Annotated in this window: 23 protein-coding genes; 17 read left to right on the top strand and 6 right to left on the bottom strand. The window is 41.1% G+C overall.

Annotated elements, in window-relative coordinates; genetic code table 11:
• Nucleotides 1-17: 17 nt before the first annotated feature.
• Together pstB (CSV77_RS04595) and pstB (CSV77_RS04590) are read left to right on the top strand one after the other, a co-directional pair.
• A complete protein-coding gene (pstB, locus tag CSV77_RS04595) occupies nucleotides 18-818 on the top strand; it encodes a phosphate ABC transporter ATP-binding protein PstB (protein ID WP_099672639.1) in 801 nt (266 codons plus the stop codon).
• A gap of 11 nt (nucleotides 819-829) precedes the next feature.
• The gene (gene pstB, locus CSV77_RS04590; protein WP_099672474.1) at nucleotides 830-1,606 is read left to right on the top strand and encodes a phosphate ABC transporter ATP-binding protein PstB; all 777 of its coding nucleotides are present in this window, start codon (nucleotides 830-832) and stop codon (nucleotides 1,604-1,606) included.
• A 92-nt stretch (nucleotides 1,607-1,698) separates the two neighbouring features.
• Here pstB (CSV77_RS04590) and trhO read toward each other — a convergent pair whose 3' ends face one another.
• Complete coding sequence (gene trhO, locus CSV77_RS04585; protein WP_099672473.1) at nucleotides 1,699-2,673, bottom strand: oxygen-dependent tRNA uridine(34) hydroxylase TrhO; 975 nt, start codon at nucleotides 2,671-2,673, stop codon at nucleotides 1,699-1,701.
• Between the two features lie 402 nt (nucleotides 2,674-3,075).
• Between trhO and CSV77_RS04580 the strand changes: the two genes are divergently transcribed.
• On the top strand, nucleotides 3,076-4,452 hold the full coding sequence (locus CSV77_RS04580; protein ID WP_099672472.1) for a polysaccharide deacetylase family protein: 1,377 nt from the start codon (nucleotides 3,076-3,078) through the stop codon (nucleotides 4,450-4,452).
• Nucleotides 4,453-4,644: 192 nt separating this feature from the next.
• The gene (locus CSV77_RS04575) at nucleotides 4,645-5,460 is read left to right on the top strand and encodes a DUF368 domain-containing protein (protein WP_099636464.1); all 816 of its coding nucleotides are present in this window, start codon (nucleotides 4,645-4,647) and stop codon (nucleotides 5,458-5,460) included.
• 54 nt (nucleotides 5,461-5,514) lie between these two features.
• Here CSV77_RS04575 and CSV77_RS04570 read toward each other — a convergent pair whose 3' ends face one another.
• Nucleotides 5,515-6,939, bottom strand: a complete 1,425-nt coding sequence (locus tag CSV77_RS04570; RefSeq protein ID WP_233191606.1) for a catalase — start codon at nucleotides 6,937-6,939, stop codon at nucleotides 5,515-5,517.
• A gap of 335 nt (nucleotides 6,940-7,274) precedes the next feature.
• Here CSV77_RS04570 and CSV77_RS04565 point away from each other — a divergent pair, with 335 nt between their 5' ends.
• From CSV77_RS04565 to cydC, 5 genes are all read left to right on the top strand, one after another.
• Entirely contained in the window at nucleotides 7,275-7,769 is a 495-nt protein-coding gene (locus tag CSV77_RS04565; protein WP_099629693.1) for a hypothetical protein, read from the top strand.
• A 494-nt stretch (nucleotides 7,770-8,263) separates the two neighbouring features.
• A complete protein-coding gene (locus CSV77_RS04560; RefSeq protein ID WP_099672638.1) occupies nucleotides 8,264-9,667 on the top strand; it encodes a cytochrome ubiquinol oxidase subunit I in 1,404 nt (467 codons plus the stop codon).
• A complete protein-coding gene (gene cydB / locus CSV77_RS04555) occupies nucleotides 9,654-10,670 on the top strand; it encodes a cytochrome d ubiquinol oxidase subunit II (protein WP_099672471.1) in 1,017 nt (338 codons plus the stop codon). The genes CSV77_RS04560 and cydB overlap by 14 nt, the downstream gene beginning before the upstream one ends.
• A complete protein-coding gene (gene cydD / locus CSV77_RS04550; RefSeq protein WP_099672470.1) occupies nucleotides 10,670-12,391 on the top strand; it encodes a thiol reductant ABC exporter subunit CydD in 1,722 nt (573 codons plus the stop codon). The genes cydB and cydD overlap by 1 nt, the downstream gene beginning before the upstream one ends.
• A complete protein-coding gene (cydC, locus tag CSV77_RS04545) occupies nucleotides 12,388-14,115 on the top strand; it encodes a thiol reductant ABC exporter subunit CydC (protein WP_099672469.1) in 1,728 nt (575 codons plus the stop codon). The genes cydD and cydC overlap by 4 nt, the downstream gene beginning before the upstream one ends.
• A 127-nt stretch (nucleotides 14,116-14,242) precedes the next feature.
• Here cydC and CSV77_RS04540 read toward each other — a convergent pair whose 3' ends face one another.
• Both CSV77_RS04540 and asd read right to left on the bottom strand, forming a co-directional pair.
• Nucleotides 14,243-14,731, bottom strand: coding sequence for a DedA family protein (locus tag CSV77_RS04540; RefSeq protein WP_099672468.1), 489 nt, complete (start codon nucleotides 14,729-14,731; stop codon nucleotides 14,243-14,245).
• A 17-nt stretch (nucleotides 14,732-14,748) separates the two neighbouring features.
• Nucleotides 14,749-15,528 (bottom strand): archaetidylserine decarboxylase, encoded by a 780-nt coding sequence (gene asd, locus CSV77_RS04535; protein ID WP_099636470.1) that lies wholly within the window; start codon nucleotides 15,526-15,528, stop codon nucleotides 14,749-14,751.
• A 56-nt stretch (nucleotides 15,529-15,584) separates the two neighbouring features.
• Here asd and pssA point away from each other — a divergent pair, with 56 nt between their 5' ends.
• From pssA to recQ, 3 genes are all read left to right on the top strand, one after another.
• The gene (gene pssA / locus CSV77_RS04530) at nucleotides 15,585-16,118 is read left to right on the top strand and encodes a CDP-diacylglycerol--serine O-phosphatidyltransferase (RefSeq protein ID WP_099636471.1); all 534 of its coding nucleotides are present in this window, start codon (nucleotides 15,585-15,587) and stop codon (nucleotides 16,116-16,118) included.
• Between the two features lie 107 nt (nucleotides 16,119-16,225).
• Nucleotides 16,226-16,645 carry a hemerythrin domain-containing protein gene (locus CSV77_RS04525; protein WP_099672467.1) on the top strand — a complete coding sequence of 140 codons (420 nt, stop codon included), beginning with the start codon at nucleotides 16,226-16,228 and terminating at the stop codon, nucleotides 16,643-16,645.
• A 9-nt stretch (nucleotides 16,646-16,654) separates the two neighbouring features.
• Nucleotides 16,655-18,445 carry a DNA helicase RecQ gene (gene recQ / locus CSV77_RS04520; protein WP_099629701.1) on the top strand — a complete coding sequence of 597 codons (1,791 nt, stop codon included), beginning with the start codon at nucleotides 16,655-16,657 and terminating at the stop codon, nucleotides 18,443-18,445.
• A 184-nt stretch (nucleotides 18,446-18,629) separates the two neighbouring features.
• On the opposite strand, the gene CSV77_RS04515 is transcribed toward recQ, so the two are convergent.
• The gene (locus tag CSV77_RS04515; RefSeq protein ID WP_099672466.1) at nucleotides 18,630-19,781 is read right to left on the bottom strand and encodes an MFS transporter; all 1,152 of its coding nucleotides are present in this window, start codon (nucleotides 19,779-19,781) and stop codon (nucleotides 18,630-18,632) included.
• A 157-nt stretch (nucleotides 19,782-19,938) separates the two neighbouring features.
• On the opposite strand from CSV77_RS04515, the gene CSV77_RS04510 reads away from it, so the two are divergent.
• From CSV77_RS04510 to CSV77_RS04490, 5 genes are all read left to right on the top strand, one after another.
• Nucleotides 19,939-20,925 (top strand): diaminopimelate dehydrogenase, encoded by a 987-nt coding sequence (locus tag CSV77_RS04510; RefSeq protein WP_099672465.1) that lies wholly within the window; start codon nucleotides 19,939-19,941, stop codon nucleotides 20,923-20,925.
• A 48-nt stretch (nucleotides 20,926-20,973) separates the two neighbouring features.
• Nucleotides 20,974-22,059 (top strand): M42 family metallopeptidase, encoded by a 1,086-nt coding sequence (locus CSV77_RS04505; RefSeq protein ID WP_099672464.1) that lies wholly within the window; start codon nucleotides 20,974-20,976, stop codon nucleotides 22,057-22,059.
• Nucleotides 22,060-22,205: 146 nt separating this feature from the next.
• Nucleotides 22,206-23,171: an ornithine carbamoyltransferase gene (argF, locus tag CSV77_RS04500; protein WP_233212169.1), complete on the top strand. Its 966-nt coding sequence runs from the start codon at nucleotides 22,206-22,208 to the stop codon at nucleotides 23,169-23,171.
• A gap of 105 nt (nucleotides 23,172-23,276) precedes the next feature.
• The gene (locus CSV77_RS04495) at nucleotides 23,277-23,735 is read left to right on the top strand and encodes a small multi-drug export protein (RefSeq protein WP_099672462.1); all 459 of its coding nucleotides are present in this window, start codon (nucleotides 23,277-23,279) and stop codon (nucleotides 23,733-23,735) included.
• Between the two features lie 223 nt (nucleotides 23,736-23,958).
• Nucleotides 23,959-25,581 carry a long-chain fatty acid--CoA ligase gene (locus CSV77_RS04490; RefSeq protein ID WP_099672461.1) on the top strand — a complete coding sequence of 541 codons (1,623 nt, stop codon included), beginning with the start codon at nucleotides 23,959-23,961 and terminating at the stop codon, nucleotides 25,579-25,581.
• Nucleotides 25,582-25,824: 243 nt separating this feature from the next.
• On the opposite strand, the gene sspI is transcribed toward CSV77_RS04490, so the two are convergent.
• On the bottom strand, nucleotides 25,825-26,040 hold the full coding sequence (sspI, locus tag CSV77_RS04485) for a small acid-soluble spore protein SspI (RefSeq protein WP_099629708.1): 216 nt from the start codon (nucleotides 26,038-26,040) through the stop codon (nucleotides 25,825-25,827).
• Nucleotides 26,041-26,051: the final 11 nt, after the last annotated feature.

The raw sequence follows: 26,051 nt of genomic DNA, 5'->3' as shown, positions 1-26,051 counted from the left end.
CTTTACAGCCTGTCAAAATGAAAACGAATAGAGTTAAAGTAGTGGATAGTCCTGATTTTCAACGCAGTTCAGTGTTGCAAACTACCGATTTATCAGTATATTATGGTGGGCATTGTGCTGTTAATGAAGTCAGTCTATCATTCCCAAAACAATCCGTTACGGCATTGATTGGTCCGTCGGGATGTGGGAAATCAACTTTCCTGCGTTCTATTAATCGCATGAATGATGAAATAGACTCATGTCGTACGGAAGGAAAAATTTATTATGAAGGAGTAGACTTGCATTCACCCAATGTGAATTTACATGAAATACGCAAAGAGATTGGAATGGTATTTCAAAGACCTGTTCCGTTTGCCAAATCTATTTTTAAGAATGTTGCAGCTGGACCTATGCGCTACGGAGTGAAGGACAAGCGAAAATTACAAGGAGTTGTAGAAGAGAATCTAAAAAAAGCAGCACTGTGGGAAGAAGTAAAAGATCAACTACATACATCCGCTTTACGCCTTTCTGGTGGGCAACAACAACGACTTTGTATTGCCAGAGCACTTGCAATGCAACCGAGCGTTTTATTACTAGATGAACCTGCATCTGCACTTGATCCCGTGTCGACCGCAAAAATCGAAGAACTGATATCACAATTAAAAAAAGATTATACGATCGTGATCGTCACACATAATATGCAACAAGCGGCACGTGTTTCGGATGAAGTAGCGTATTTTTATATGGGGCGTGTCATTGAGCATGGATCCACTGAACAGATTTTTACTAATCCAATTCATGAACAAACGGCACATTATATAAATGGACACATTGGATAGGGGAGATTGAAATGAATGTAGTGGAAACTATCGAACGATCAGTCATCCAAACAGAAAATCTACAATTTTATTATGGTACCCACCATGCATTAAAAAATATCAATCTGAAGTTAGAAGAGAAGAAAATTACGGCACTTATCGGACCATCGGGATGTGGAAAATCAACTTTTTTGCGGACAATGAACCGTATGAATGATCTGATTCCCGGAGTGAGGACAGAAGGGGCAATTTGGATTGGTAATGAAAGTATAACGGAACCATCTATTGATCCAGTGGAATTGCGAAAAAAAGTAGGAATGGTATTTCAACATGCGTCGGTCTTTCCGTTCTCAATTTATGAAAACATTGCATATGGACCCCGTACTCATGGAGAAAGGAATAAAAAAGTATTGGATGAGATCGTAGAAGAGAATCTGCGCGCCGCTGCTTTATGGGATGAAGTAAAAGATCACTTGGATCATCCCGCTACCGGTCTTTCGGGCGGACAACAGCAACGGTTAACGATTGCACGAACATTAGCGACCAAGCCAGAGATTTTATTAATGGATGAACCTACTTCAGCTCTTGATCCCATTTCTACCGCCAAAGTAGAAGACTTGATCCGAACATTAAAAGAGCGCTATACGATCATTATCGTAACGCATAATATGCAACAAGCTGCGCGAATATCCGATTTCACAGCTTTCTTCCTAAATGGAGAAGTAAAAGAGTATGGACAGACAGCAACACTTTTCACTTACCCATTATTTTCCGAAACGAAAGATTATATAGCAGGAAAGTTTGGTTGAATTCAGGAAGAAAATATATGAAAAGTAGGTAACTCGTTACATATAAAAGCAAACAGCCAGCTTCCTATAAAAGGATGCTGGCTGTTCGTGTATTAAGAAATGGTTTCATGAGCACGTGATGCTGTAATTTTGGCCATTCGTGCGTCGTATTCATCCACTGTCATATCGTGTTCTACAAAATAACGGTTACGAGGGTGTGTGCGGCAGTCGTCTGAACAACTGCGCATATAGAAATGTTCATTCTCTTCTGAGCATAGAATTTTTGCATTACACTCAGGATTTGCACAGTTTACATAGCGTTCACAAGGTGTGCCGTCAAAATGGTCGCGTCCTACGATGACGTGCTCTACTTGGTTGATCGGAACTGCGATACGCTCATCGAATACGTAGCATTGACCGTCCCATAACTGTCCTTTTGCTTTAGGGTCTTTACCGTAAGAAACGATACCGCCGTGCAAATGTGCTACATCTTCAAATCCTTCACGTTTCAACCAGCCAGTGAACTTCTCACAACGAATCCCGCCCGTACAATATGCAAGAATTTTCTTGCCTTCAAGCTGTTCTTTGTTTTCCATTACCCATTCAGGAAGATCACGGAAGTTTTCGACATCCGGGCGTATTGCACCACGGAAATGACCTAGGTCATACTCATAATCATTACGAGCATCCAAAACAACAGTGTTCTCATCTTGCATTTGTTTTAAGAACTCTTCAGGCTCCAAATATTCACCTGTAAGTTCTAAGGGATTGACATCTTCAGGTAAGCTGAGATTGACAATCTCTGGACGGAAGCGAACGTGCATTTTTTTGAATGCGTGACCGTCTGTTTCATCAATTTTAAACCACACATCAGCAAAACGTGGATCAGCTTTCATATGCTCCATATACGCATCCGTTTGTTCGATTGTTCCTGAACAAGTACCGTTGATGCCTTCTGCACCGATAAGAATACGTCCTTTTAATCCAGTTTCTTTACAGAATTCCAAATGTGAAGCCGCAAACTCTTCAGGCTCCTCTATTGTTACATACTTATAAAACAATAATACTCGATAGTCTTTCTTTTCCATGTAAATTACCGCCTTCTGTTTGATCTTTGCAATAGACAACAGCCGAGATCGGTGTGTACAAAGGGATAGTGTGTCCCTTGAACCCGATTTTGCAAGAATCGGGCCCAGAATAGTATAGCATAATTTTATTTTCGAGAAAAGGATTCAAAAAGCTATTTCACATAAAAATCTTTTTTAAAGGCAACACACCACTACACACAATTTCGTATCATCATGGATTTGTTGTATACTAGGAGATGGAAAAACCTTCATATAATTCAATTGAAATTAAAGGTAGCAGATTGTAAAATATTAAGGTGGAATACAGAATACTTTTGGAACGTAAAGGGTATAGTAATCCTATTGCTAGTAAACTGTAATTTATCATCCATGCTGGCGAGTGTGTAGTAAAGGAGTCCTTTCATGAAAGATACAAATAAAAGACGTCGATCATCATGGATCGATAGTGCATTAATCATCACGATCATCACTTTACTATCTATTACGCTACTATTAATAGTGAATGTAATGAAGACTAAAGATACCACCTCTCCTAAACACGTAATACAAGAAATTATACCTGCGCCAAAACAAGAAGTGTCGGTTGAGTCGATTATATCGCCGTATCCAGGTATTAAAATGTTTACGGAGATACCTAAAGACTCACGGTATCCTTTTACCATTCGTTATCCTCAAACAGAATACGATGGCTTTAATAAGCAAGTGTTGGACTATGTGGATCAATTGAAAAAAACCTATGCCAATGAACAACAAAAGGAAAATAGAGTGTCCAAGTTAGATGTATCTTTTGAAACGCTTCAGCACCTTTCGGGAAACTATTCTTTTGTTATGCGTGCTGTTACGTACTTTGCTGATCAAGATAGTCAAATGAAAATACAAACATTTCATATCAATCCTGAAACAGGAGAAGAACTCAAGATTGAAGATATTGTGGATCATAATCTGGAAAAGCTAAAACGAATGGCGAGTGTAGTGCGTGATGAAATCCATCAAAGTCCTTTGCTAGAAGGTGATGTGATTAAGGAAAGTGTATGGCAACCTACTGAACCTATGTGGGTAAACTATCGCAACTATGCCTTAACAGATGATTCATTATTTCTATACTTTGGGACAGGTGAATTTACAAAAAGGCAAGCTGGACCGGCAACTGTGGAAATCCCACTACGAAAATTGAATCCATTCTTAGCAAAGGAATTTCAAGTTGCAACTGATGACACTAAAAAGGAAAAGACTATTGCTTTGACGTTTGATGATGGTCCCGATCCAATTTATACACTAAGAATTTTGGAGACACTTAAGAAATATAACGCAAAAGCTACCTTTTTTATGCTCGGCAACAGAGTTCATTCATATCCTTCAATTGCTAAGAAAGTGGCAGAAGCTGGGCATGAGATAGGTAACCACTCATGGAATCATCCTACCTTGACGGAGCTTACTGACGTGGCACTTCAAAGTGAAGTGAAAGGGACTTCCGATATCATTGAAGCGATCATCGGACACCCAGCAACTGTTTTCAGACCTCCATATGGTGCTGTAGATGATCGCGTACGGGAAAGCACGAAATTACCTGTCGTTTTATGGAATGTGGATACATTGGACTGGGATCATCATGACCCCGAACTGATATTAGAACATGTTGCACAAGATGCGCGTGCAGGCAGTATAATTTTAATGCATGATATTCATGAATCGACTGCAGATGGTCTGGAGGCGGTACTTGAAAATCTGCAGTCTCAAGGCTATAAATTCGTGACAGTATCTGAAATGGATAATTATTAATGAGAAGTTGTTCCATTGTTTTTGTCTAACAATGGAACAACTTTTGTTTTGTACAGTCCTATTGATAGACAGAAATTTATATTCTGTCCAAATAGCTGTAACATATAGGGAAAATAAATAATGGTGAACTGTAATTAGTGCAGCACAGCATGATATACTATACGGAATGAAATCATTGGAGGAACAACGAGCATGGAATGGAGAAATTTATACCGCGGTTTTTTGATGGGCATCAGTGATCTGGTTCCCGGAGTAAGTGGCGGAACGATTGCATTTATATTAGGCATCTACGATCAGTTGCTTATTTCAATAAGTGGTTTTTTTAGTAAGGACTGGAAGAAGCATATTGGTTTCCTCATTCCGCTTGGTATCGGAATGGGTGCGACGATCATTCTATTCAGTAAAGTTATTTCATATTTACTAAAGCATTATCACGAACCTACCCAATACTTATTTTTAGGGTTAATTGTTGGTGTCATTCCATTTGTTTCAAAGCAAGCGGGACTGAGAACGAACTTTAAATTCCGTCATATTGTTTTGATGGTAATAGTGGCAGCGGCATTAGCTTCTACCGCTTTTATGAACCCTATTGATCCTATATCTATTACCCATCTAACAGTGAAAAATACCATCATTCTTTTCTTATCGGGATGGGCAGGTAGTATGGCGATGCTGTTGCCAGGTATTAGTGGGTCTTTCATTTTACTGTTACTAGGCGTTTATGCGACAGTCATTACGGCTATTTCAGACTTTAATATACCGATTATTATCGCGACAGGTTGTGGTATCGTTGTTGGGTTTATAATCAGCAGTAAACTAATACGCTACCTGCTTTCTAATTTCCATACCGGAATGTTTGCCGTAATCATAGGATTAATCATCGGGTCGGTCTTTGTGATTTATCCAGGCATGCCTGAAAGTGGTACGCCATTTGTCATGAGTGTTATTGCGGTTGTTCTTGGACTTTTGATTGCTAATATATTAAATGGCGTAGGCGATAAAGCGTAAGTAGAATGTAAAAACCGCTTGGAGTAAACTCTCCAAGCGGTTTTTCATATGATGTTATTCTTCTACAATCGTTGTTGTATTTTCTATATCCACATCTGCCATGGGAATATCCAATGCTTTCGCTACACCTTCACCGTATTTCGGATCTGCCAGGTAGCAGTGACGGATATGCTTGATTTTGATCTCTTTCGGTGCGTCACCCATATTTCGTGCCGTATTCTCGAACAGACGTTGCTGCTCTTCTAGATTTAAAATATTAAATAGCTTTCCAGGCTGTGTGAAGTAGTCATCGTCATCTTCACGGAAGTCCCAGTGGTCTGCGTCGCCATGAATTTTTAGTGGCGGCTCTTTAAAGTCTGGCTGCTCTTGCCATTCACCATAGCTGTTTGGTTCATAGTGAAGAGTAGAGCCCTTATTACCATCAACACGCATTGCCCCATCACGGTGGAAGCTGTGGAACGGACATTTTGGAGCGTTAACAGGAATCTGATGATGATTGACACCTAAACGGTAACGTTGCGCATCACCATAAGAGAACAGACGGGCTTGCAACATTTTATCAGGTGAGAACCCAATGCCTGGAACGACCGCGGCTGGTGTAAACGCAGCTTGCTCTACTTCAGCAAAGTAGTTTTCAGGGTTACGGTTCAATTCGAATTCACCGACTTCAATTAAAGGGAAGTCCTTTTTATACCAAACTTTCGTTAAATCGAATGGATTATACGGCATTTCCATTGCTTCTTCTTCTGTCATAACTTGAATGTACATTTTCCACTTAGGGAAATTGCCATTGTCAATGTTACTCAGCAAATCGCGTTGAGAACTTTCACGATCCGTTGCAACAGTCGCTGCAGCTTCTTCATCTGTCATATTTTGGATACCTTGCTGGGAACGGAAATGGAACTTAACCCAGTGACGTTCATTGTTTTCATTGATCATACTGAATGTATGGCTACTAAATCCATGCATTTCGCGGTATGAACGGGGAATACCTCGGTCGCTCATTAAGATCGTGATCTGGTGGAGTGCTTCAGGAAGTCCAGTCCAGAAATCCCAGTTGTTTGTTGCGCTGCGCATGTTTGTACGTGGATCACGTTTGACTGCGTGATTCAAGTCTGGGAATTGCAAAGGATCGCGGAAGAAGAATACAGGTGTATTATTTCCGACCATATCCCAGTTTCCTTCTTCAGTATAGAACTTCAAAGAAAAACCGCGGATGTCGCGCTCTGCATCGGCTGCACCACGTTCGCCTGCAACTGTCGAGAAGCGTGCGAACATCTCCGTCTGTTTACCAATCTCGGAAAATAACTTTGCTTTCGTATACTTTGTAATATCATGCGTTACAGTGAAGGTGCCGTATGCTCCAGATCCTTTTGCATGCATACGACGCTCAGGAATAACTTCGCGATCAAAATGTGCTAATTTTTCAAGTAACCATACATCTTGTAATAGAAGGGGACCTCTTGGACCAGCGGACATAGAGTTTTGATTATCAACTACTGGTGCTCCCGCAGCCGTTGTCAATTTTCTTTTTTGAGAATTATTATCATTATTAGTCAAAATACATTCCTCCTCAGTTGTTGGTTTGCAAACTATGAATATAATTGTATCAAAGCCTAATACTAAAAGAAAGGCTTATTTATAATTATTATAAACTAATAATGATTATTAATAGGTACAGGTTATTATGTACTGTATATTCATCATAATTTGTTGCCAACTATTTGTCTAGAAATACGATTTAGATTAAGTATTATAGTAGAATGATGTATAATCATGATAGAAAAAGTTTCACGTAGAAAGGATATCAATATATGAGCACTATGAAAAAGTGGTTTATTTATGCTATAGTACTAAGCTGTTTATCAATAGTGTTAGTCGCATGCAGCACGAAAGAACAAAGCGCAACGCCAGAAAAAACACCTGAACCATCTCCTGTCATTCTAGAACAAGAGGAAGTGATTGTGGCGGCTGTTGAAGATGAAGAGTTATATCAGAATGTCGTAAGTCAGCTGGAGCAGGCAGGTTTCACTGTAGGCGAACCCGCTGAAGCTGCGATTGATATGTTCAGAGCGGAAAGTGGCATGATCGTAACGATCAATGGGGATGCTTTACTTCCATTGCATCTCTATAAACTAGATCCATCTGACAAACGACTTGAAATAGTTGAAGAGACAGGAAATCTTCCTGTCTATATCGGCAGTAAGACAGAGCAGTTGGCCGTGATCAACGTAGATCACTTCATTATATATCTTCATAAAGGACATCCAGATTATGAGGAGATTGTGAAAGTAATAGATAACATCTGATAAAACGACTTGCTTCCTACTAAAGGGGAGTAGGTCGTTTTTTTTTGTATTTTCAAAGAATGCCATACGGTGTAAGGAGCCATAGATTTTACAAAAGCTCATAGTAACGGCTTAACTGCTCATAACTTTCGGCAACCGATCATAGTTCCTCCGCAATCGCTCAAAGGCACGTTACAATCGCTCATAGCTACTTCGCACCCGCTCTATTATACTCGTCAACCGCTCATTTCCCCGACAATGAACGTCAATTGGCAAGTCCCCTTTACACCAGAAATCTCTGTCTACTACTTGCAAATCTAGTTAGGAATACCACTGAAACCCAATCATACCGCACTCTTTTACGCGTTGTTACAAAGCCGCCATAACTTATAGACAATTTGGTCATAAGTTTGCAGATTTGTAACAGGAATATCGTACATAGTTCACGAACTATTTTTTGTTCTGCGTTATTCTAGGTAATAGAACCACAGTTCGAAAGGAGATTAACAAAAATGATGGAAGAAGTCTTATTAGCGAGAATTCAATTCGCATCTACTACATTGTTCCATTTCATTTTCGTCCCTTTGTCCATCGGCCTGGCGCTGATTATCGCGATCATGCAAACGATGTATGTAGTGAAGAAAGATGAAATTTACTTAAAAATGACGAAGTTCTGGAGTGTTTTCTTTCTAATAAACTTCGCGATTGGTGTAGTGACCGGAATCATTCAAGAGTTTCAATTTGGAATGAACTGGTCCGCCTATTCTAGATTTGTTGGAGATATTTTTGGTGCTCCACTTGCTGTAGAAGCTCTATTGGCATTTTTCTTAGAATCTACATTTATTGGAATTTGGATTTTCGGTTGGAATAAACTCCCGAAGAAATTACATTTAGCTTGTATTTGGTTAGTTTCTATCGGGACGGTCATGTCTGCATTCTGGATATTAGCAGCGAACTCGTTCATGCAAAATCCAACAGGCTATGTATTACAAAATGGCCGTGCGGAAATGAATGACGTGGTGGCCTTGCTGACTAATGAAAAATTATGGGTTGCTTTCCCACATACGATTTTCGGAAGTTTTGCTACAGGTGCATTCTTCGTAGTAGGCGTCAGCGCATGGTATTTGATCAAGAAACGTCATGTCGACTTCTTTAAAAAGTCTTTGGCGATTTCACTGGTCATCGGTATGTTATCAGGACTTGGAATTGCATTTACGGGTCACTCACAAGCTCAGTACTTGATGCATGCACAACCAATGAAGATGGCTGCTGCAGAAGCGCTATGGGAAGATAGTGGTGATCCGGCCGCATGGACATTATTTGCAAAGATTGATGTGGAAAATCGAGAGACAACTAAACGTATTGATATACCTTATATGTTGAGTTATTTAACATACAGTGAGTTTAAAGGGAAAGTGCAAGGTATGAACGCACTTGAACAACAAATGATTGATAAGCATGGGGAAGGGGAATATCTTCCACCTGTAAAAACGACATTCTGGAGCTTCCGTATAATGGTTGTCACAGGTGGTACATTACTTGGATTAGGCGCACTTGGTTTGTTCCTGATGTTCCGAAAGAAAATTGTAGAATCCGTTTGGTTCCTACGACTTCTAGTAGTGGGGATCTTCCTACCGTTTATTGGGAATTCATTTGGTTGGATTATGTCTGAAATGGGACGACAACCTTGGGTAGTAAACGGTTTAATGAAAACGGTTGACGGTATTTCACCCAATGTTTCAGCAGGCCAGATTCTGTTTTCACTTATTTCCTTTTCCACAATCTATACGATCCTCGGAATCATCATGGTCATATTGTTCGTGAAGTTCATCCAGCGAGGTCCGGATGAACAACCGGAAGAGGATGTATCGGCAACAGATCCGTTTGAAACAGGAGGTGCAGGACATGCCATTAAGTGATATTTGGTTTATATTAATCGCTGTCTTATTCATAGGATTTATTTTCCTAGAAGGATTCGATTTCGGTGTGGGAATGAGTACAAAGTTCCTGGCGCGTAATGATTTGGAAAAACGGGTCGTCATGAATACAATCGGACCCGTTTGGGATGCTAATGAAGTATGGCTAATTACTGCGGGTGGTGCGATGTTTGCCGCATTCCCACACTGGTATGCAACCGCTTTTAGTGGATTCTATTTACCATTCGTCGTCTTATTGCTAGCCTTCATCATACGAGGGGTGGCATTCGAGTTTCGTAATAAAGTCGATTCGAAAGCTTGGGTCAAGACGTGGGACTGGGCGGTATTCATCGGTAGTATTTTACCGCCTTTCCTTTTTGGAGTTTTCTTCACGAGTTTAATTCGTGGATTACCGATTGATGGAGACATGAACATGTATGCGGCCTTTACCGATTTCGTAAATGTCTACACAATGATTGGCGGCGTGACGTTTGTTTTGTTATCGTATCTGCATGGATTGCTGTTCATCGGTTTGAAAACGGTAGGCGATTTACGTGAGCGGGCAAATACAGCAGCGCGTAAAGTGTATGCATTAACGGGTGTGTTTCTAGTACTGTTTATGATCTTCACGCATTTGGACACAGATGCTCTTACAGATCATGGGGCTATTCTAATCCCGCTGTATAGTCTGGCCATCGTATTATACGGATTACTGTTCTTCTTCTTGAAAACGAAACGAGAAGGACTAAGTTTTACGATGACTGGTTTAGTATTGATCATTATCATGGCAAGCTTTTTCATCGCGCTATTCCCGAATGTGATGATCAGTTCACTGGATCCTGCATTTAATATGTCGATTGCAGATGCGGCTTCAGGAGACTATTCATTGAAAATCATGACGATCGTAGCGTTTACTATGGTGCCAATCGTTTTGGCGTATACAATTTGGAGTTATTATGTGTTCCGTAAACGGTTGACAGGTGATAAGGAGCATCTAGAATACTAATGGATAAATACTTGCTTCAATACAAAGGAAGTAAACAAGTGATGGCATGGATTGGACTACTTACTGTAGTTCAGTCCATCGCCATTGTGGTTCAAGCGATTTATTTAGCAAAAGCCATCACACAATTGTTCCAAGGTGCAGACTGGAGTGAAGCGCTTCGATCATTTGTGATTTTCGTCGTAGCCAACAGTTTGCGTCATGTGATTCAATGGGCAAAAGAGCGTATTTCGTATGGATTTGCCGATAGGACAGCAAAGGATTATGAGCAACAATTATTGAAGAAAATCTTTGATCTTGGCCCTCAAGTAGTTGGGAAATATGGTTCGGGACATTTGGTGACACTCGGTTTGGAAGGTGTCCCGAAGTTCAGAAAGTATTTAGAATTGCTTATACCACGGACGTTAGCGATGGCTTTAGTTCCGTTCGTCATTGTAGTCTATATCTTTACTCTCGATATTATGTCCGCTGTGACGCTCATTATAGTGTTACCGATTCTTATCATATTTCTCATTCTTATCGGACTCGTTTCTAAGAAGAAAATTGATGAACAGATGGATACGTACCGTTTACTATCTCGGCACTTTGTCGATTCATTACGGGGAATTGTAACACTGAAATACTTGGGGCGTAGCCGAGCGCATGAGCAATCCATTGCTATAGTTAGTAACAAGTATCGTATTGCAACGAATCGATCTTTGCGCTATGCGTTTCTGTCTTCGTTTTCATTGGATTTTTTTGCCAGCCTTTCGGTTGCGGTAGTGGCGGTTGAACTTGGACTTCGATTGATTAATGGACAGATTCTTCTTGAACCGTCACTTATTATTTTGATTCTAGCGCCAGAATTTTTCTCGCCTGTTAGAGAATTAGGAAATGACTTTCACGCGACAGCCGACGGCAAAGACGCAAGCTTACAAATCCACAGTATCTTGGAAGAGAAAACGATTCTGCCACCAGTCATAGATTCGCCGATTGCTACTTGGAATGATGAGTCGAAGTTGGAATTACGCAATGTCGAAGTCAAAATCGATGAACAGATTATTTTTGAAGGTTTAGATTTGGAGTTAAAAGGGTTCACAAAAGTAGGCGTCATTGGCCATTCAGGTGCAGGGAAATCGACACTAGTTGATGTCTTGTCAGGTTTCACGCTACCTACTGACGGAAGTTGCGTACTGGACGGACAAGAATTGCCGCACCTAGCCACATTGGAGTGGCAAAAACAAATTGCCTATATTCCACAACATCCTACGATTTTTCCGGATACTGTAATCGGAAATATTCGCTTTTATGAACCGGATGCTACATTGCAGGAAGTACAAGACGCCGCGGAGCGTGTAGGTCTAGATCGATTGATCGCAACATTTCCTGCGGGTTATGAAGAACGGATCGGAGCGGGTGGGAGAGTGCTGAGCGGTGGGGAAGAGCAGCGGATTGCGCTAGCTCGTTCGTTACTACAACGTCGTCAAATTTTATTATTCGATGAGCCGACCGCGCATTTAGATATTGAAACTGAGCATGAATTAAAGCAAATGATTTTACCGCTTCTTGAAGATAAACTCGTAGTGTTTGCTACCCATCGGATTCATTGGATGAAGGAAATGGATACCATCGTAGTCCTTGAAAACGGTAAAGTGGTAGAATCGGGCGCCCATGAACAATTAATAAAACAAGACGGAGCTTACTGTCGTTTACTTGAAGCGCGTGGAAGGGGTTATGCTATATGAACTTGTACCGACAACATATACTTCCTTACGCCCGTAAATATAATAAAACGATACTATCTACTATACTGCTCGGAACACTGACTATTCTTTCAGCTGCGATGTTGACTTTCACATCAGGATATTTAATATCTCGTACATCGGAAAGACCTGAAACGATCTTACTCGTGTATATTCCGATCGTGGCAGTCCGCACATTTGGTATTTCGCGTGCTGCCTTACGATATGTAGAGCGTCTGCTCGGACACAATGCCGTATTGAAAATTATTGCCGATATGCGCGTGCAGTTATATCACGTTCTGGAGCCGCAAGCATTATTTATTCGTTCGCGTTTTCAAACAGGCGATCTACTCGGTGCGCTAGCGGATGATATTGAACATTTACAGGATGTGTATATCCGTACGTTGTTTCCTACCGTCATCGGATTATTCCTATTCAGTTTCTCGGTGATTGTACTAGCTATTTATGATTGGAAATTTGCGCTCATTATGGCTGTTTTACTAGCGATCGTGACGTTCGTTTATCCTATGCTTTCCCTGTATATGATGAAGAAAAATCAGCTGCAGTCGAAAAAACTTCACAGTCAATTATATAACACGATGACAGAAGGTATTTTTGGTTTGCGGGATTGGATCATCAGCGGTAGGAAAGAACAATTTCTTGCTTCGTTTAAAGAAGAAAGTCATGCAAGTCATGCTATTGATAAAAAATTAGTCTATTGGCAACAATCGCGTACAATGCAATTGCAAATTTTCTCTGGTTTACTGGTCTTAATCGTTGGTATTTGGGCAGGACAACAAGCGGCAGCCGGTTCGTTGGCACCCACGTATATCGCTGCATTTACATTGGTTACGTTGCCTATTTTAGAAGGGTTGATTCCCGTGTCATTTGCGATTGAGCGTTTACCTGCTTATGAAGCTTCATTGCAGAGAGTCGACACTATACATCAGCAAAATACTTTAGAGGAACAAATTCCAATGGAGCTAGGTAATGTAGATCAAGTGTCTATAGTCCTCGACAATGTAAGTTATCGTTATGAAAGTCAAAAAGAAAATGCAGTACAAAATATTACACTCACGATTCAACCAGGAGAAAAAGTTGCGGTACTTGGTAAGAGCGGCGCCGGAAAGTCTACTCTAATACAGCTATTACTAGGTACCGTTCAGCCGACAACTGGACACGTACATGTCAATGGACAATCTTCTTCACTCTATGGAGATTCCATATATGAAATTATGAGCGTCTTAAATCAGAAGCCATATCTTTTCGCCACCACAGTTCAAAACAATATAAAACTTGGAGATGCATCCGCTACGTTAGAAGATGTACAGCGAGTGGCTGAACAAGTCGGTTTATACGAGTATTTACAAACACTTCCTGAAGGCCTGAAAACACAAATGGAAGAAACGGGACAACGTTTCTCGGGCGGTGAACGTCAACGAATTGCACTGGCGCGGATTTTATTGAAACAAACGCCTATCGTCATTTTAGATGAGCCTACGGTTAGTTTGGATCCCTTAACGGAACACTCCCTTGTAGAAACACTTCATCAGTCATTAGAACATAAAACGGTTGTATGGATCACACATCATTTAATAGGCATGGAGAAAATGGACCGTATTATTTTCATGGATAATGGTGAAATCATCATGAATGGGACGCATCAAGAATTATTGGCTACGAATGGAAGATATCGTCAGCTATATGTGTTGGATCAAGGTATATAAAGAATTGCATGAAAAACGACGATATCATTTCTTAGCCGAAATGACATCGTCGTTTTAGTTTCTAAACATAGTGCGGATGTGGCACTACGTCTAGAAACTATGTTTTGTGTTTTCATCTCCCGGTCATTTAGAAAAAAGGTAAATGAATGAAATAGCCGAGTAACAAGCAAACTGTTGTCGAGACAATTACACCGGGTATGGCAAACAATACATAGCGGTGAATACTCATGCCGCTCATCCCTGAAATATAGCAGATTAAATGACGCATGCCTGGAACAAAGTATCCGAATGTCACCGTCCAGGAGCCGTAGGTCATAAACCATCGCTCGATCTTGTGCATACGATGTGGTGTAAGGAATAAATGTTTTCCAAAACATTGAATCAACGGTTTACCAAGTTTTCTACCAATCAAATATGTGAACAGGGATCCGACCATTACACCGGATAGTGTGAAAATTATTGTGAATAGAAATTGGAATGTTCCCGCTGATGTTAAATAACCAGCGAATGCTACAAGCAATTCATCGGGCACAGGAAGCCCGAAAATACCAAGGGACAAAAAGAAAAATATCGACAGATAACCATACTGCACTATATATTCTTGAAGATGTTCCATCAGAAAACCTCATCTACTTAATATTGCCACTCTCCGATCCTATCACCAACTTGAACTTCTGTAAAAGGCATTTCTTCTGGTCGGAATGCCTCATGGTGTTCGATAAATAAAATAACAGTGGACCCAAATGCAAAATGACCAAAATTTTGCCCTTTTACACAAGTAGTTTCAGAATTGGCAATGCGGATACTGTTTACATTTAAGGCGCCCACCTTGACGATTGCAATATGTCCGAAATCAGTCGAGAGTTCCGAAATAACTCTATGGTTGGAAGAAAATACATTGTCACGCATGCGAATTCCTAGATCATTAACAGGATACGAGGTAGAACCTAATGCATAGCGATTCACAAGTGTTCCGGAAATAGGATAATGGAAATGATGGTAATGTCTCGGTGAGAGATAGAATAGATAATAATAGCCATTCGTATAGCGCTCGGCTTTTTCCGAATCGCCAAGCAATGCATGTAGACTGTATGTTTTATCTTTTACACTAAATTGTTGGTGTGGATCGATGTTGCCTGAATCGCTTAATACACCGTCGACTGGCGAGATTAAGTTCATTGGATTGCTATCGATCGGTCTTTTGCCCGCCTGTAATGAGCGAGTGAAAAAGTCATTGAGACTAGAATATTGTTCTATTCTGTATTCCGCTTCGTCTACTTGAATATGGTAGAATGATGCAAAGGGCTTAATTAGCGGCTTGCTAATTCGAGAAGTTGTCAATTTTTTTAGTAGCGCCGAACTAACTGGCGAACCTGTTAGTTCTACAAATGATTTAAAAATACGTGTTTTCATCTTTTCTTCCTTTCATTAAAAGCATATACTAAAGAAGTATACGAGGAGGTCGTAACTTGTTTTCATTCAGATATTTTGATTATACTAAACTAAAATCACAATTGGCGAATATCATCACACTTTTTAATTTAAGTTTAGGGATTATAGCGATATTACTTGTGCTTCAAGGCCATGCACATATGAGTCTAATGTTCATATTCTTCGCTGCATTATTTGATCGGTTCGACGGTATGGTAGCTAGGCATTATCATGCAGAGTCGGCATTTGGGAAAGAACTCGATTCACTTAGCGATTTAGTTTCATTTGGTGTAGCACCTGCTATTCTACTCTATGATACAGCGTTGACTGATACGATGTGGATTGGTTTGTCCGCTGTGATTTTTTATATTTTAGCAGGAGCTGTCCGTTTAGCCCGTTATAACGTAGAAGAGTTTGATGGTTCCTATTATGGCCTGCCTATAACAGCAGCGGGTGTTTTACTTACATTAAGTTACTTTGTCGTCCCTTATTTGATTGCACCTTACCTTGTGATTTATATGTGCATACTCGCATGGCTGATGGTCAGTCGTATTCGTATAGCGAAGGTGTAAAAAGTGTCTTACAGAGAATTTTTCTGTAAGGCTCTTTTCATTGTAGGAAGCTATCACTGACCTAGAAATTCTGTTATGCTTAAGAAAAACTAGAAGGAGTGGTCAGCATGTCAGGACCTGCATTAAGACAGCTTCATTCACATAAAGCGATTCATGAAGGTGGACTATCTGGTGCCATAATGAAAACAGATGAATTAATAGAATATGTAGAACAAGGTGAAACGGAAATGGTTCAGCAAGCCTGTGATCATTTACTGGATTATTGGAAGACGCGTGTCATCAGTCATGCAGATGCCGAAGAAGAAGGTTTTTATAAACAAGTTATGGAAGAAAAGCACGAACTGGAGCGGGATATTATCCAGCTTACACGCGACCATGATTTGATGCGAATTCTCGTTGCAGACATCGAGTCGTTACGTGAGGAAGATCCAACTGTGACACCTGAAATCCTTCAAAAATTTAACGGCTTGATCGTAGTGAATGAGCTACATAGCCGAGAAGAAGAGCGCTTATTGTTTCAATCATAAAAACTAGTAATGAGGGAGGTGGTAGCGATCATTCAAAATCCGTTAGATATATTGGATAAGTATTTTGGTTATTCAGCATTTCGGGAAGGGCAACAACGAGTGATTGAACAAGTATTACAAGGTGATGACTCACTTTGCGTAATGCCGACAGGTGGCGGTAAGTCTGTCTGCTATCAAGTACCGGCATTGGCAATGGAAGGAACGGTTCTTGTCATTTCACCGTTGATCTCCTTGATGAAGGACCAAGTCGATGCATTGCATCAGTTGGGTATACCAGCGGCGTATATTAACAGTACATTATCGTCAGAGGAATACTTTGGCACGATGGATAACGCACTCGAAGGAAAGTATAAGCTGTTGTACGTAGCACCTGAGCGATTGGATTCCGAATCCTTTCTCAATCAATTGCAAAAAATGACGATTCCGCTGATTGCGATCGATGAAGCCCATTGTATTTCACAATGGGGACATGATTTCCGTCCAAGCTACCGTAATATACACCGAGTTTTTGATTATTTACGTAATCGACCGATTATTCTTGCATTAACTGCAACAGCTACGCCTGAAGTACAGGATGATATATGCCAGCAATTACATATACCTCCTGTTAGCCGGGTTGTAACTGGTTTTGAGCGGAGTAATCTACTATTTTCGGTAGTAAAAGGTCAAAATCGGGATCAATTCGTTAAAGAGTACACACAGAAAAATAAAAATGAATCAGGTATCATTTATGCTGCAACGAGAAAAGCGGTCGAGCAAGTATATTTGTTACTTGAGAAAAGTGGTATTCCGGTTGCTAAATATCATGCAGGATTACCCGACTATGAACGTCAACATCAACAAGATCGTTTCATCATGGAAGACGCACGCGTAATGGTCGCGACGAACGCGTTTGGTATGGGGATTGATAAATCGAATATACGCTACGTCATTCATTATCAAATGCCGAAGAATATGGAAAGTTATTATCAGGAAGCTGGGAGAGCGGGGCGTGACGGGCTCGACAGCGATTGTTATTTGTTATTCTCTTCGCAAGATGTCTTAACGCAACGCTTCCTCATTGAACAATCTCCAGATCCTTCCCGTGTATCAAATGAAATCAAAAAGATGCAAGTGATGGTTGATTACTGCCATACGGAAGGCTGTCTGCAAAAACACATTATTAAGTATTTTGGCGAAGAGGATGTCGAAGAATGTGGTCGTTGCGGTAACTGCACTGACACGCGTGAACAGTTTGATGTAACAGTCGATACACAAAAAGTACTTTCCTGTGTTATTCGTATGGGGCAACGTTTCGGTAAGACGATGGTTGCGCAAGTACTTACAGGATCCAGAAACAAAAAGTTGAAAGAATTGAACTTCGATGAGCTATCGACATATGGATTGATGAAAGGGCGCAATGCTAAAGACGTAGCGGATTTCATTGAATTTTTGATTTCAAAGAATTATTTACAAGTGGAAAGTGGACCCTATCCGACTATTTTCGTCAGCGAAGACGGGAAAGATGTGTTGTTAGGAAAAGTAAAAGTCTGGCGTAAAGGCGAGATGGTAACAACTGTCGTCGCAACAGATGATCCGTTATTCAATGAACTACGGGCGGTGCGCTTAAAACTAGCACAGGAAGCTGGTGTCCCGCCTTTCGTTATTTTCTCGGACAAGACATTACGGGATATGGTAACTAAAATGCCTGCCACTAATGAAGAGTTATTGTCCGTGCAAGGGGTAGGCGAAACGAAGCTTGAACGTTATGGGGAAGTGTTCCTCGAGATTATTAATTCGTTCTCTACACAGCAAGCGTAAAAACAGGAGATGTCCGGAAAGTCGTGTAGCAACGACTTCTTGTGGCATCTCCTTTTCATTCCCAATCACTTAGTCATACGCACTACATGTAGGAACTTGAACCATACAAAAAAGGTATGTCCATTAACGTCTTTTGACCTCGATGGACATACCTTTTACATATAATTTATTGGGGAGTTCGATATTAGTTTGTAGGTCGGATATCTTTTCGCAGACCGATGAATGTAAAAATGGCCGCGATCAACAAAATTGCACTTGCAAGCATAAAAGCATGATGGAAATCTAAATCTAATATACCGATAGTGCCAGACCCCACTACAACGCCAAAGGAGAAGAATGCGTAGAAGAACCCGTACGCTTTCCCTCTTGTTTCAGGTTCTGTGGAATCAATTAGCAACGAGTTGATAGAAGGAAACAGGAATGCGAACCCAGTTCCATAGACAACCATTGCCAACATCATCCACGATAGTTCATCAACTTGCGATAAGAACAACATACTGCCACTCATCAATAGCAAGCCGATTGCCAATGTGACCATCGGACGGGCGATATCAAAAATACGGTTGATCGGTAAAACAAAAATCAACACAGCAACTAGACCGAACACACTCAACAGCATTCCGGTCATTTTTGCATCAAAGTGAAGGTGTTCTACTTTTAGTGGAAGCACTAATGCCAATACACCTTGTGAGAACATTAAGAAGAACGCGCCAAGGAATGCCCGGACGATACCAGGGTGGCGGAAAAAAGCTAACGGCTTTATCGCTTTTTGTTTCGCTGACTTCACTTTTCTTACGTATGTAAAGGAACGTAAAAATAGTATAGCGCCAATTGTCAATAGAATCATAAAGGCGCCATTGATGGCCATAATGGTCGCGACGCTTGTCTTAACGGAAACAATTCCACTATATGCAGGCCCGAAAATGGCCGCGAGCCCGACAAATGCACCCGATATTGCAGCATTCCTTCCACGCTTGGAACGTTCGGAGCCATTAGCGAGAAACGTGAAGGCAGCAGGAATGATCAAGCCTTCCGTCAAGCCGTGTAAAAATCGAATGCCAATTAGTGAAACAGAACCAGATATCAATCCATATGAGAACAACGACAAAGCCGACGTGAACAATCCAAGTAATAGAATATAAAATGGTCCTCTGCGATCTGTCAAAATACCTGAAATGATATTACCGAAAACATTCGCAAACGAGTAAATACCAACAGATAATCCAACGATGAAAGCGGAAACGCCAAGACCTGTAGCAAACGGACTAATGACCGGCAACTGTGAAAATAAATCAAAAAACGAGAAGAAAACAATTAGATAGACAAAAAAACGCATAAAAGATCCTCACTTTACAAAGAATTGACCTACTATCTATTTTACCATGAAACATTTCGAATTGAACCGAACTGCTCAAAAGATAAATATTCGCAATCTATCACCCTTAACGGTAAAATGAGAAACGTAAACAGAAAGAAAAAGGGGATGAGTGATCTTGACGAAAGAAATTCGAGTAGGAATCGCTGGTTACGGTAATTTGGGGCGTGGAGTAGAGTCAGCCATTAGTCAAAATAAAGATATGACATTAGTTGGTGTATTCACACGCAGAGAGCCGAAAGACGTACAATTACTTTCAGAGCAAGTAGCGGTCTATAAGCTGGATGAAATTGAATCTTTTAAAGAAGATATTGATGTATTGATTTTATGCGGTGGATCTAAAAATGACTTGCCTGAACAAGGGCCAGCACTTGCGAAACACTTTACAACAGTAGATAGCTTTGACACGCATGCAAAGATTCCCGAGTACTTCGCGGCTGTTGATGAAGCAGCTAAAGAAGCAGGGACGACAGCAATTATTTCTGTTGGGTGGGATCCGGGTTTATTTTCGATCAATCGCTTAATGGGAGAATCCATTTTGCCTGAAGGGGAAACCTATACATTCTGGGGTAAAGGGTTGAGCCAAGGTCACTCCGATGCAGTGCGTCGGGTTGATGGTGTAAAAGCAGGCGTTCAGTACACATTGCCCGCGGAGGACGCGATTAATCGTGTGCGTAACGGTGAGCATCCTGAGCTTTCAACTAGAGAAAAACATACACGTGAATGTTATGTCGTACTTGAAGAAGGAGCAAGTGAAGATCAAGTTCGTGAAACAATTGTCACCATGCCTGACTACTTTGCAGACTACGATACGATTGTTCATTTTATTACGGAAGAAGAGCTTCGTATGGATCATGCAAAGATGCCGCATGGTGGTTTCGTCATTCGAAGCGGCAATACGGGTAAACACACGGATCAAGTCATTGAGTTTTCACTCAAACTAGACAGCAATCCCGAATTCACGTCAAGTGTCTTAGTCGCATATGCGAGAGCAGCTTATAAATTGCAGCAAAAAGGCGAGACTGGGGCGAAGACAGTCTATGACATCGCGCCAGGATTGTTATCACCTAAATCACCTGCAGCTATTCGTAAAGAACTGTTGTAAGACCGAAGCAAGTACGTTTGGATATAGTATGAGGAGGAAGAATATTTTATGAAACTAGATGAAACGTTAGAAATGCTAAAAGATTTAACGGATGCACGGGGAATCCCTGGCAATGAGCGCGAAGCGCGTGACGTCATGACGAAACACATCAAACCCTATGCAGATGAAATCGATCATGACGGACTAGGTTCACTGATCGCTAGCAAAGAAGGCGATGCAAACGGACCGAAGATTATGATCGCGGGACACTTGGATGAAGTAGGCTTTATGTTGACGCGAATCGATGACAAAGGCTTCATTTATTTTCAGACAGTAGGTGGCTGGTGGTCACAAGTCATGTTGGCACAACGTGTTTCCATCGTTACACGTTCAGGTGATACGATTACAGGCGTGATTGGTTCAAAGCCGCCACATATTTTGCCTCCCGAAGCTCGTAAGAAACCTGTCGATATTAAAGACATGTTCATTGATGTAGGCGCAGAGTCAAAAGAAGAAGTTCTATCATGGGGCGTTCTTCCAGGCGACATGATTGTGCCGTACTTCAAATTCACGGTCATGAAAAACGAAAATTACTTACTTGCAAAAGCATGGGATAATCGTATCGGCTGCGCCATCGCTATTGAAGTGATGAAGCAGCTAAAAGGTGAAAAGCACCCGAATCGTTTGTATAGTGTAGGTGCTATTCAAGAAGAAGTTGGTTTGCGTGGAGCGAAAACAGCGACGAATAAAATTCAACCGGATATCGGTTTCGCAGTAGACGTAGGAATTGCTGGGGATACACCAGGTATTACAGCAAAAGAATCTGTTGGTACAATGGGTGAAGGTCCGCAGATCTTGTTGTATGACGCTTCGATGGTATCCCATAGAGGATTACGCAATTTCGTAGTCGATACAGCAGAAGAGCTGAATATTCCGTATCAATTTGCGACAATGGCCGGTGGTGGAACGGATGGCGGATCAATCCACTTAAGCGGAACAGGAATCCCTACATTGGCTATCTGCATTCCGACTCGCTACATTCATAGTCATGCGGCCATGCTTCACCGTAAAGATTTTGAGAATACAGTTAAACTGTTAGTTGAAATTGTTAAACGCCTTGATGCAAATACAGTGAAAAACATCACATTTGAATAATTTATACACTCACACAGCGGTGCCCAAAAAGCATCGCTGTTTTTAATGAAATACTATGAAAATTTATAAAGATTCATTTGACTTCATAAATATACAATTGTATACTAGTTTATACATACTTCAAATGGATGGTAGGGGATCAACAAATGGTAAAAACAAATCAAACAACAACAAGCATAGATAAGGATAGCTTAAAAGGACGCGACTTTTTAACACTACTCGATTATTCCAGTGAGGAAATCGCGTATCTCATACAACTGGCATATGACATGAAGCAAGATACATTGGCTGGTAAAACACCGGACATTTTAGCAGGTAAAACATTAGGTATGATTTTTGAGAAGAACTCTACTCGTACACGTATTTCATTCGAAGTAGGCATGATTCAATTGGGTGGACATGGTCTATTCATGAATGCACGAGATTTACAGATTGGACGTGGAGAATCGGTTTCAGATACAGGTAAAGTATTATCCGAGTTTTTAGATGGTGTGATGATTCGTGCAAAATCTCATAAAATGGTCGAGGAATTGGCAGAACATACTTCAGTTCCCGTTATTAACGGATTAACTGATCTATTTCACCCGTGCCAAGCAATGGCGGATTTACTGACTATCAAGGAAGTAAAAGGTGATTTGAAAGGCTTAAAACTTTCCTATATTGGAGACGGCAACAATGTGGCGCATTCATTAGTGATTGCGGGTGCGCATATGGGTATGCATGTTTCTGTGGCGACACCTAAAGGTTATGAATACCACTCAGGTTTACTTGAAAAAGCGAAGGGAATTGCTAAGTCAAATGGTGGAAGCGTGACGTCGACGTACGATCCGATTGAATCCTCCACAGATGCAGATGCAATTTATACGGATGTTTGGACAAGTATGGGGCAGGAAGAAGAAGCGGCGAAGCGTCTAGTCGATTTCAAAGATTTCCAAATCAATGATCAATTGGTCAGTCATGCGAAAAAAGATTATGTATTCTTGCATTGTCTACCAGCACACCGTGAAGAAGAGGTATCGACTTCCGTAATCGATGGTTCTAACTCGTATGTATTCCAGCAAGCAGGAAATCGTCTGCATGCACAAAAAGCGATCCTCGCATCTTTATTATAATAAATCATTCAACTGCTTTCCTGTGAATTCGGAAAGCAGTTTTTTTATGTTTTGCACTCTTTCATTTGATATACTGAATGGAATCGAAATGGGGGAGGAAACTAGTTGATTACGTATTTACTTGTATTTCTTGCGGGTGCAACTCCGGGGTTTGAAGTATTAGTGGCGGTTCCTTTGGGGATTTTACGTGGTATGTCTCCGCCGGCTGCTATTGTGATTGGCTTTGCAGGGAATGCTTTAACTATAGCGCTTGAAATTTTGGTTTTTCAGAAATTAAAAAACTGGTGGGATAGCAAAAAGAAAACCGATGTAAAACCTCCGTCAAAGCGTACAGCTCGTGCAGAGAAAATTTGGCAGCGCTACGGTGTTCCAGGCCTAGCATTGCTAGGTCCAATTCTGATTGGCTCCCATTTGGCAGCGTTCTTGGCACTTGCTCTAGGCTCTTCCAAATCAAAGACTGCTAGTTGGTTGCTAATTAGCCTTGCTATATGGTCAATCGTATTCGGTGCACTAACCGTTCTTGGTGTGGATGCATTCTTTTGGACGCGTCAAAAATTGGTGTGAACTACATTCTACCGATTTTTGTAGACAGAATAGTCAGTCAATGTATATACTATATTTAGAAAGTAACAGTAGTGAATATTCATAGAGTTAGTTGTTTGCGCGTAGAGTACATCCTAGGAATCATTCCATCTGCGCATCGATTTCATTGAAATGATAGTACATGCTTTGGATCGTGTTAGTCGGATCGATAACTTGATTTCTAACGAAAGAGGAGCGGATGAATATGATGCAAACACCATTGATTCTATCAACATTTATCACACGTGCAGAACGTTTTTTTCCAAACAAAATGATTATTTCACGAACTGGTGAACAGAGTATACAGCGTTTTACGTATCGTGAATGGGCAAAGAGAACACGTAAACTGTCAAATGCACTGACACAGTTAGGAATGGAGCATGGAACAAAAGTCGGTACGTTCGCTTGGAACCATCACCGTCATCTAGAAGCGTATTTCGCAGTGCCTTGTACGGGTGCAATCTTGCATATGATTAATATACGACTATCGCCTGAGCATATTATGTATATTATCAATCACGCGGAAGACGAAATTTTGCTAGTGGATGAAGAATTTTTCCCTCATCTTGAAAAAATGGCACCCATGCTGAAGACGGTAAAACATTTTGTAGTCATGGGCGATAGTAAAGATATTCCCGAGACTACGTTAGAAAATGTCCATTCTTACGAAGCGTTAGTGGAAAACGCCTCAGATGAATATGAATACCCGGAAGATTTGGATGAGAATACTCCAGCAGGCTTATGCTATACATCTGCTACTACGGGGCAACCGAAAGGAGTTATTTATACACATCGTGGATTGGTGTTGCATAGCTACGCACTCGGACTGGCGGATTCTATGGCACTGTGTGAACGCGATATTGCAATGTCTGTTGTGCCGATGTTCCATGCTAATGCATGGGGAGTGCCATTTGCCGCAGTTTTCTTTGGGACAACACAAGTTTTACCGGGGCCAGGATTTAATCCGACAGTCTTACTCGACTTGATTGAAAGTGAAAAAGTGACCATTACGGCCGGTGTTCCGACGATTTGGCTAGCTGTATTAAGAGTGCTTGAGCAAAAACCACGTGATATTTCATCGTTACGTGTCATTGTGTGTGGCGGATCTGCGTCTCCTAAAGGCTTAATTAAGACATTTGAAGAAAAATACAAAATACCATTTGTCATCGGCTATGGCATGACGGAAACCTCACCGCTTGTCAGTTTATCTGTGCTAACTTCTTCTATGGATAATTTGACAATAGATGAGAGAATTGATATTCGGTCTTTGCAAGGCTTGGTCATGCCGGGGCTGGATATTCGTGTAGTCAATGAAAACGGAGAAGTACCGTGGGACGGCCAGACGATGGGTGAGTTGATCGTCAGAGGTCCATGGATTGCAAGTGAATATTATAAAGATGAGCGTACCGAAGAAGCGTTTAAAGATGGTTGGCTGTATACGGGAGATATTGCGGTGATGACAGAGGACGGCTATCTGAAGTTGACGGATCGTACGAAGGATCTGATCAAGAGTGGTGGAGAATGGATTTCTTCTGTTGATTTGGAGAATGCATTGATGTCACATAATGATGTGTATGAGGCTGCAGTGATTGCGGTTCCGCATGAGAAGTGGATGGAGCGTCCGCTAGCTTGTGTAGTGTTGAATGAGAATGTGGCGGAGAGTGACGCGAAAGTGCAAGAGTTGAAGGATTCGCTGAAGGGGCAGTTTGCGAGTTGGTGGATTCCGGATGAGGTTTTGTTTGTCAAGGAGATTCCTAAGACGTCTGTCGGGAAGTTTTTGAAGGCTGCTTTGCGTGATCAGTTAAAAGAACACTATACGAAGAAGTAAAAAGACGTAGGTGTGCATCTTTTTACTGCGTTCTAGGACGCGGTTGAGAGGGCTGGCGGTGAGCCAACTAGGTCGCAAGCTCCCTTTAGTTGTCTCACCTGTCGAGCTGATCCTACACGAGTCACCGCCTTACTCTCTAGTACACTAGTGTATTTCTACTAACCAGTATGCCGTGATAAAAAAGTTTAAAAGACCAACCCTTCACGCTCAGTGTGAAGGGTTGGTCTTTGTATAAATAGTCTTTTATTGTGCTTGGGCGAATGCTTGAGATAGTTCATTGGTGATTTCTGTTTTTTCTTTTTCATCGGAACGTTTCCATAGTTGCTCGAAAAACACACCTAATCCCGGCAATAAATGTTCTTCGCCTCGTTGGATGGCATCGTCGATCACACTTCGTACGTCAGTGGAGCTATTGTTTGTCATGTTTGCTGAAATTGCATCGCGTATTTGGAAATTCATATTCTTCAGCC

Origin of the sequence: Sporosarcina sp. P16b (assembly GCF_002743065.1) — a bacterium.
Classification (GTDB): domain Bacteria; phylum Bacillota; class Bacilli; order Bacillales_A; family Planococcaceae; genus Sporosarcina.
This window is presented reverse-complemented; position numbering and strand designations above follow the sequence as displayed.

Bases quoted from the DNA above. Each gene is read 5' to 3' on its own strand.
- pstB (WP_099672639.1), top strand. From the start codon at position 18: ATGAAAACGAATAGAGTTAAAGTAGTGGATAGTCCTGATTTTCAACGC.
- pstB (WP_099672474.1), top strand. From the start codon at position 830: ATGAATGTAGTGGAAACTATCGAACGATCAGTCATCCAAACAGAAAAT.
- trhO (WP_099672473.1), bottom strand. From the start codon at position 2,673: ATGGAAAAGAAAGACTATCGAGTATTATTGTTTTATAAGTATGTAACA.
- CSV77_RS04580 (WP_099672472.1), top strand. From the start codon at position 3,076: ATGAAAGATACAAATAAAAGACGTCGATCATCATGGATCGATAGTGCA.
- CSV77_RS04575 (WP_099636464.1), top strand. From the start codon at position 4,645: ATGGAATGGAGAAATTTATACCGCGGTTTTTTGATGGGCATCAGTGAT.
- CSV77_RS04570 (WP_233191606.1), bottom strand. From the start codon at position 6,939: ATGTCCGCTGGTCCAAGAGGTCCCCTTCTATTACAAGATGTATGGTTA.
- CSV77_RS04565 (WP_099629693.1), top strand. From the start codon at position 7,275: ATGAGCACTATGAAAAAGTGGTTTATTTATGCTATAGTACTAAGCTGT.
- CSV77_RS04560 (WP_099672638.1), top strand. From the start codon at position 8,264: ATGGAAGAAGTCTTATTAGCGAGAATTCAATTCGCATCTACTACATTG.
- cydB (WP_099672471.1), top strand. From the start codon at position 9,654: ATGCCATTAAGTGATATTTGGTTTATATTAATCGCTGTCTTATTCATA.
- cydD (WP_099672470.1), top strand. From the start codon at position 10,670: ATGGATAAATACTTGCTTCAATACAAAGGAAGTAAACAAGTGATGGCA.
- cydC (WP_099672469.1), top strand. From the start codon at position 12,388: ATGAACTTGTACCGACAACATATACTTCCTTACGCCCGTAAATATAAT.
- CSV77_RS04540 (WP_099672468.1), bottom strand. From the start codon at position 14,731: ATGGAACATCTTCAAGAATATATAGTGCAGTATGGTTATCTGTCGATA.
- asd (WP_099636470.1), bottom strand. From the start codon at position 15,528: ATGAAAACACGTATTTTTAAATCATTTGTAGAACTAACAGGTTCGCCA.
- CSV77_RS04525 (WP_099672467.1), top strand. From the start codon at position 16,226: ATGTCAGGACCTGCATTAAGACAGCTTCATTCACATAAAGCGATTCAT.
- recQ (WP_099629701.1), top strand. From the start codon at position 16,655: ATGAGGGAGGTGGTAGCGATCATTCAAAATCCGTTAGATATATTGGAT.
- CSV77_RS04515 (WP_099672466.1), bottom strand. From the start codon at position 19,781: ATGCGTTTTTTTGTCTATCTAATTGTTTTCTTCTCGTTTTTTGATTTA.
- CSV77_RS04505 (WP_099672464.1), top strand. From the start codon at position 20,974: ATGAAACTAGATGAAACGTTAGAAATGCTAAAAGATTTAACGGATGCA.
- argF (WP_233212169.1), top strand. From the start codon at position 22,206: ATGGTAAAAACAAATCAAACAACAACAAGCATAGATAAGGATAGCTTA.
- CSV77_RS04490 (WP_099672461.1), top strand. From the start codon at position 23,959: ATGATGCAAACACCATTGATTCTATCAACATTTATCACACGTGCAGAA.
- sspI (WP_099629708.1), bottom strand. From the start codon at position 26,040: ATGAATTTCCAAATACGCGATGCAATTTCAGCAAACATGACAAACAAT.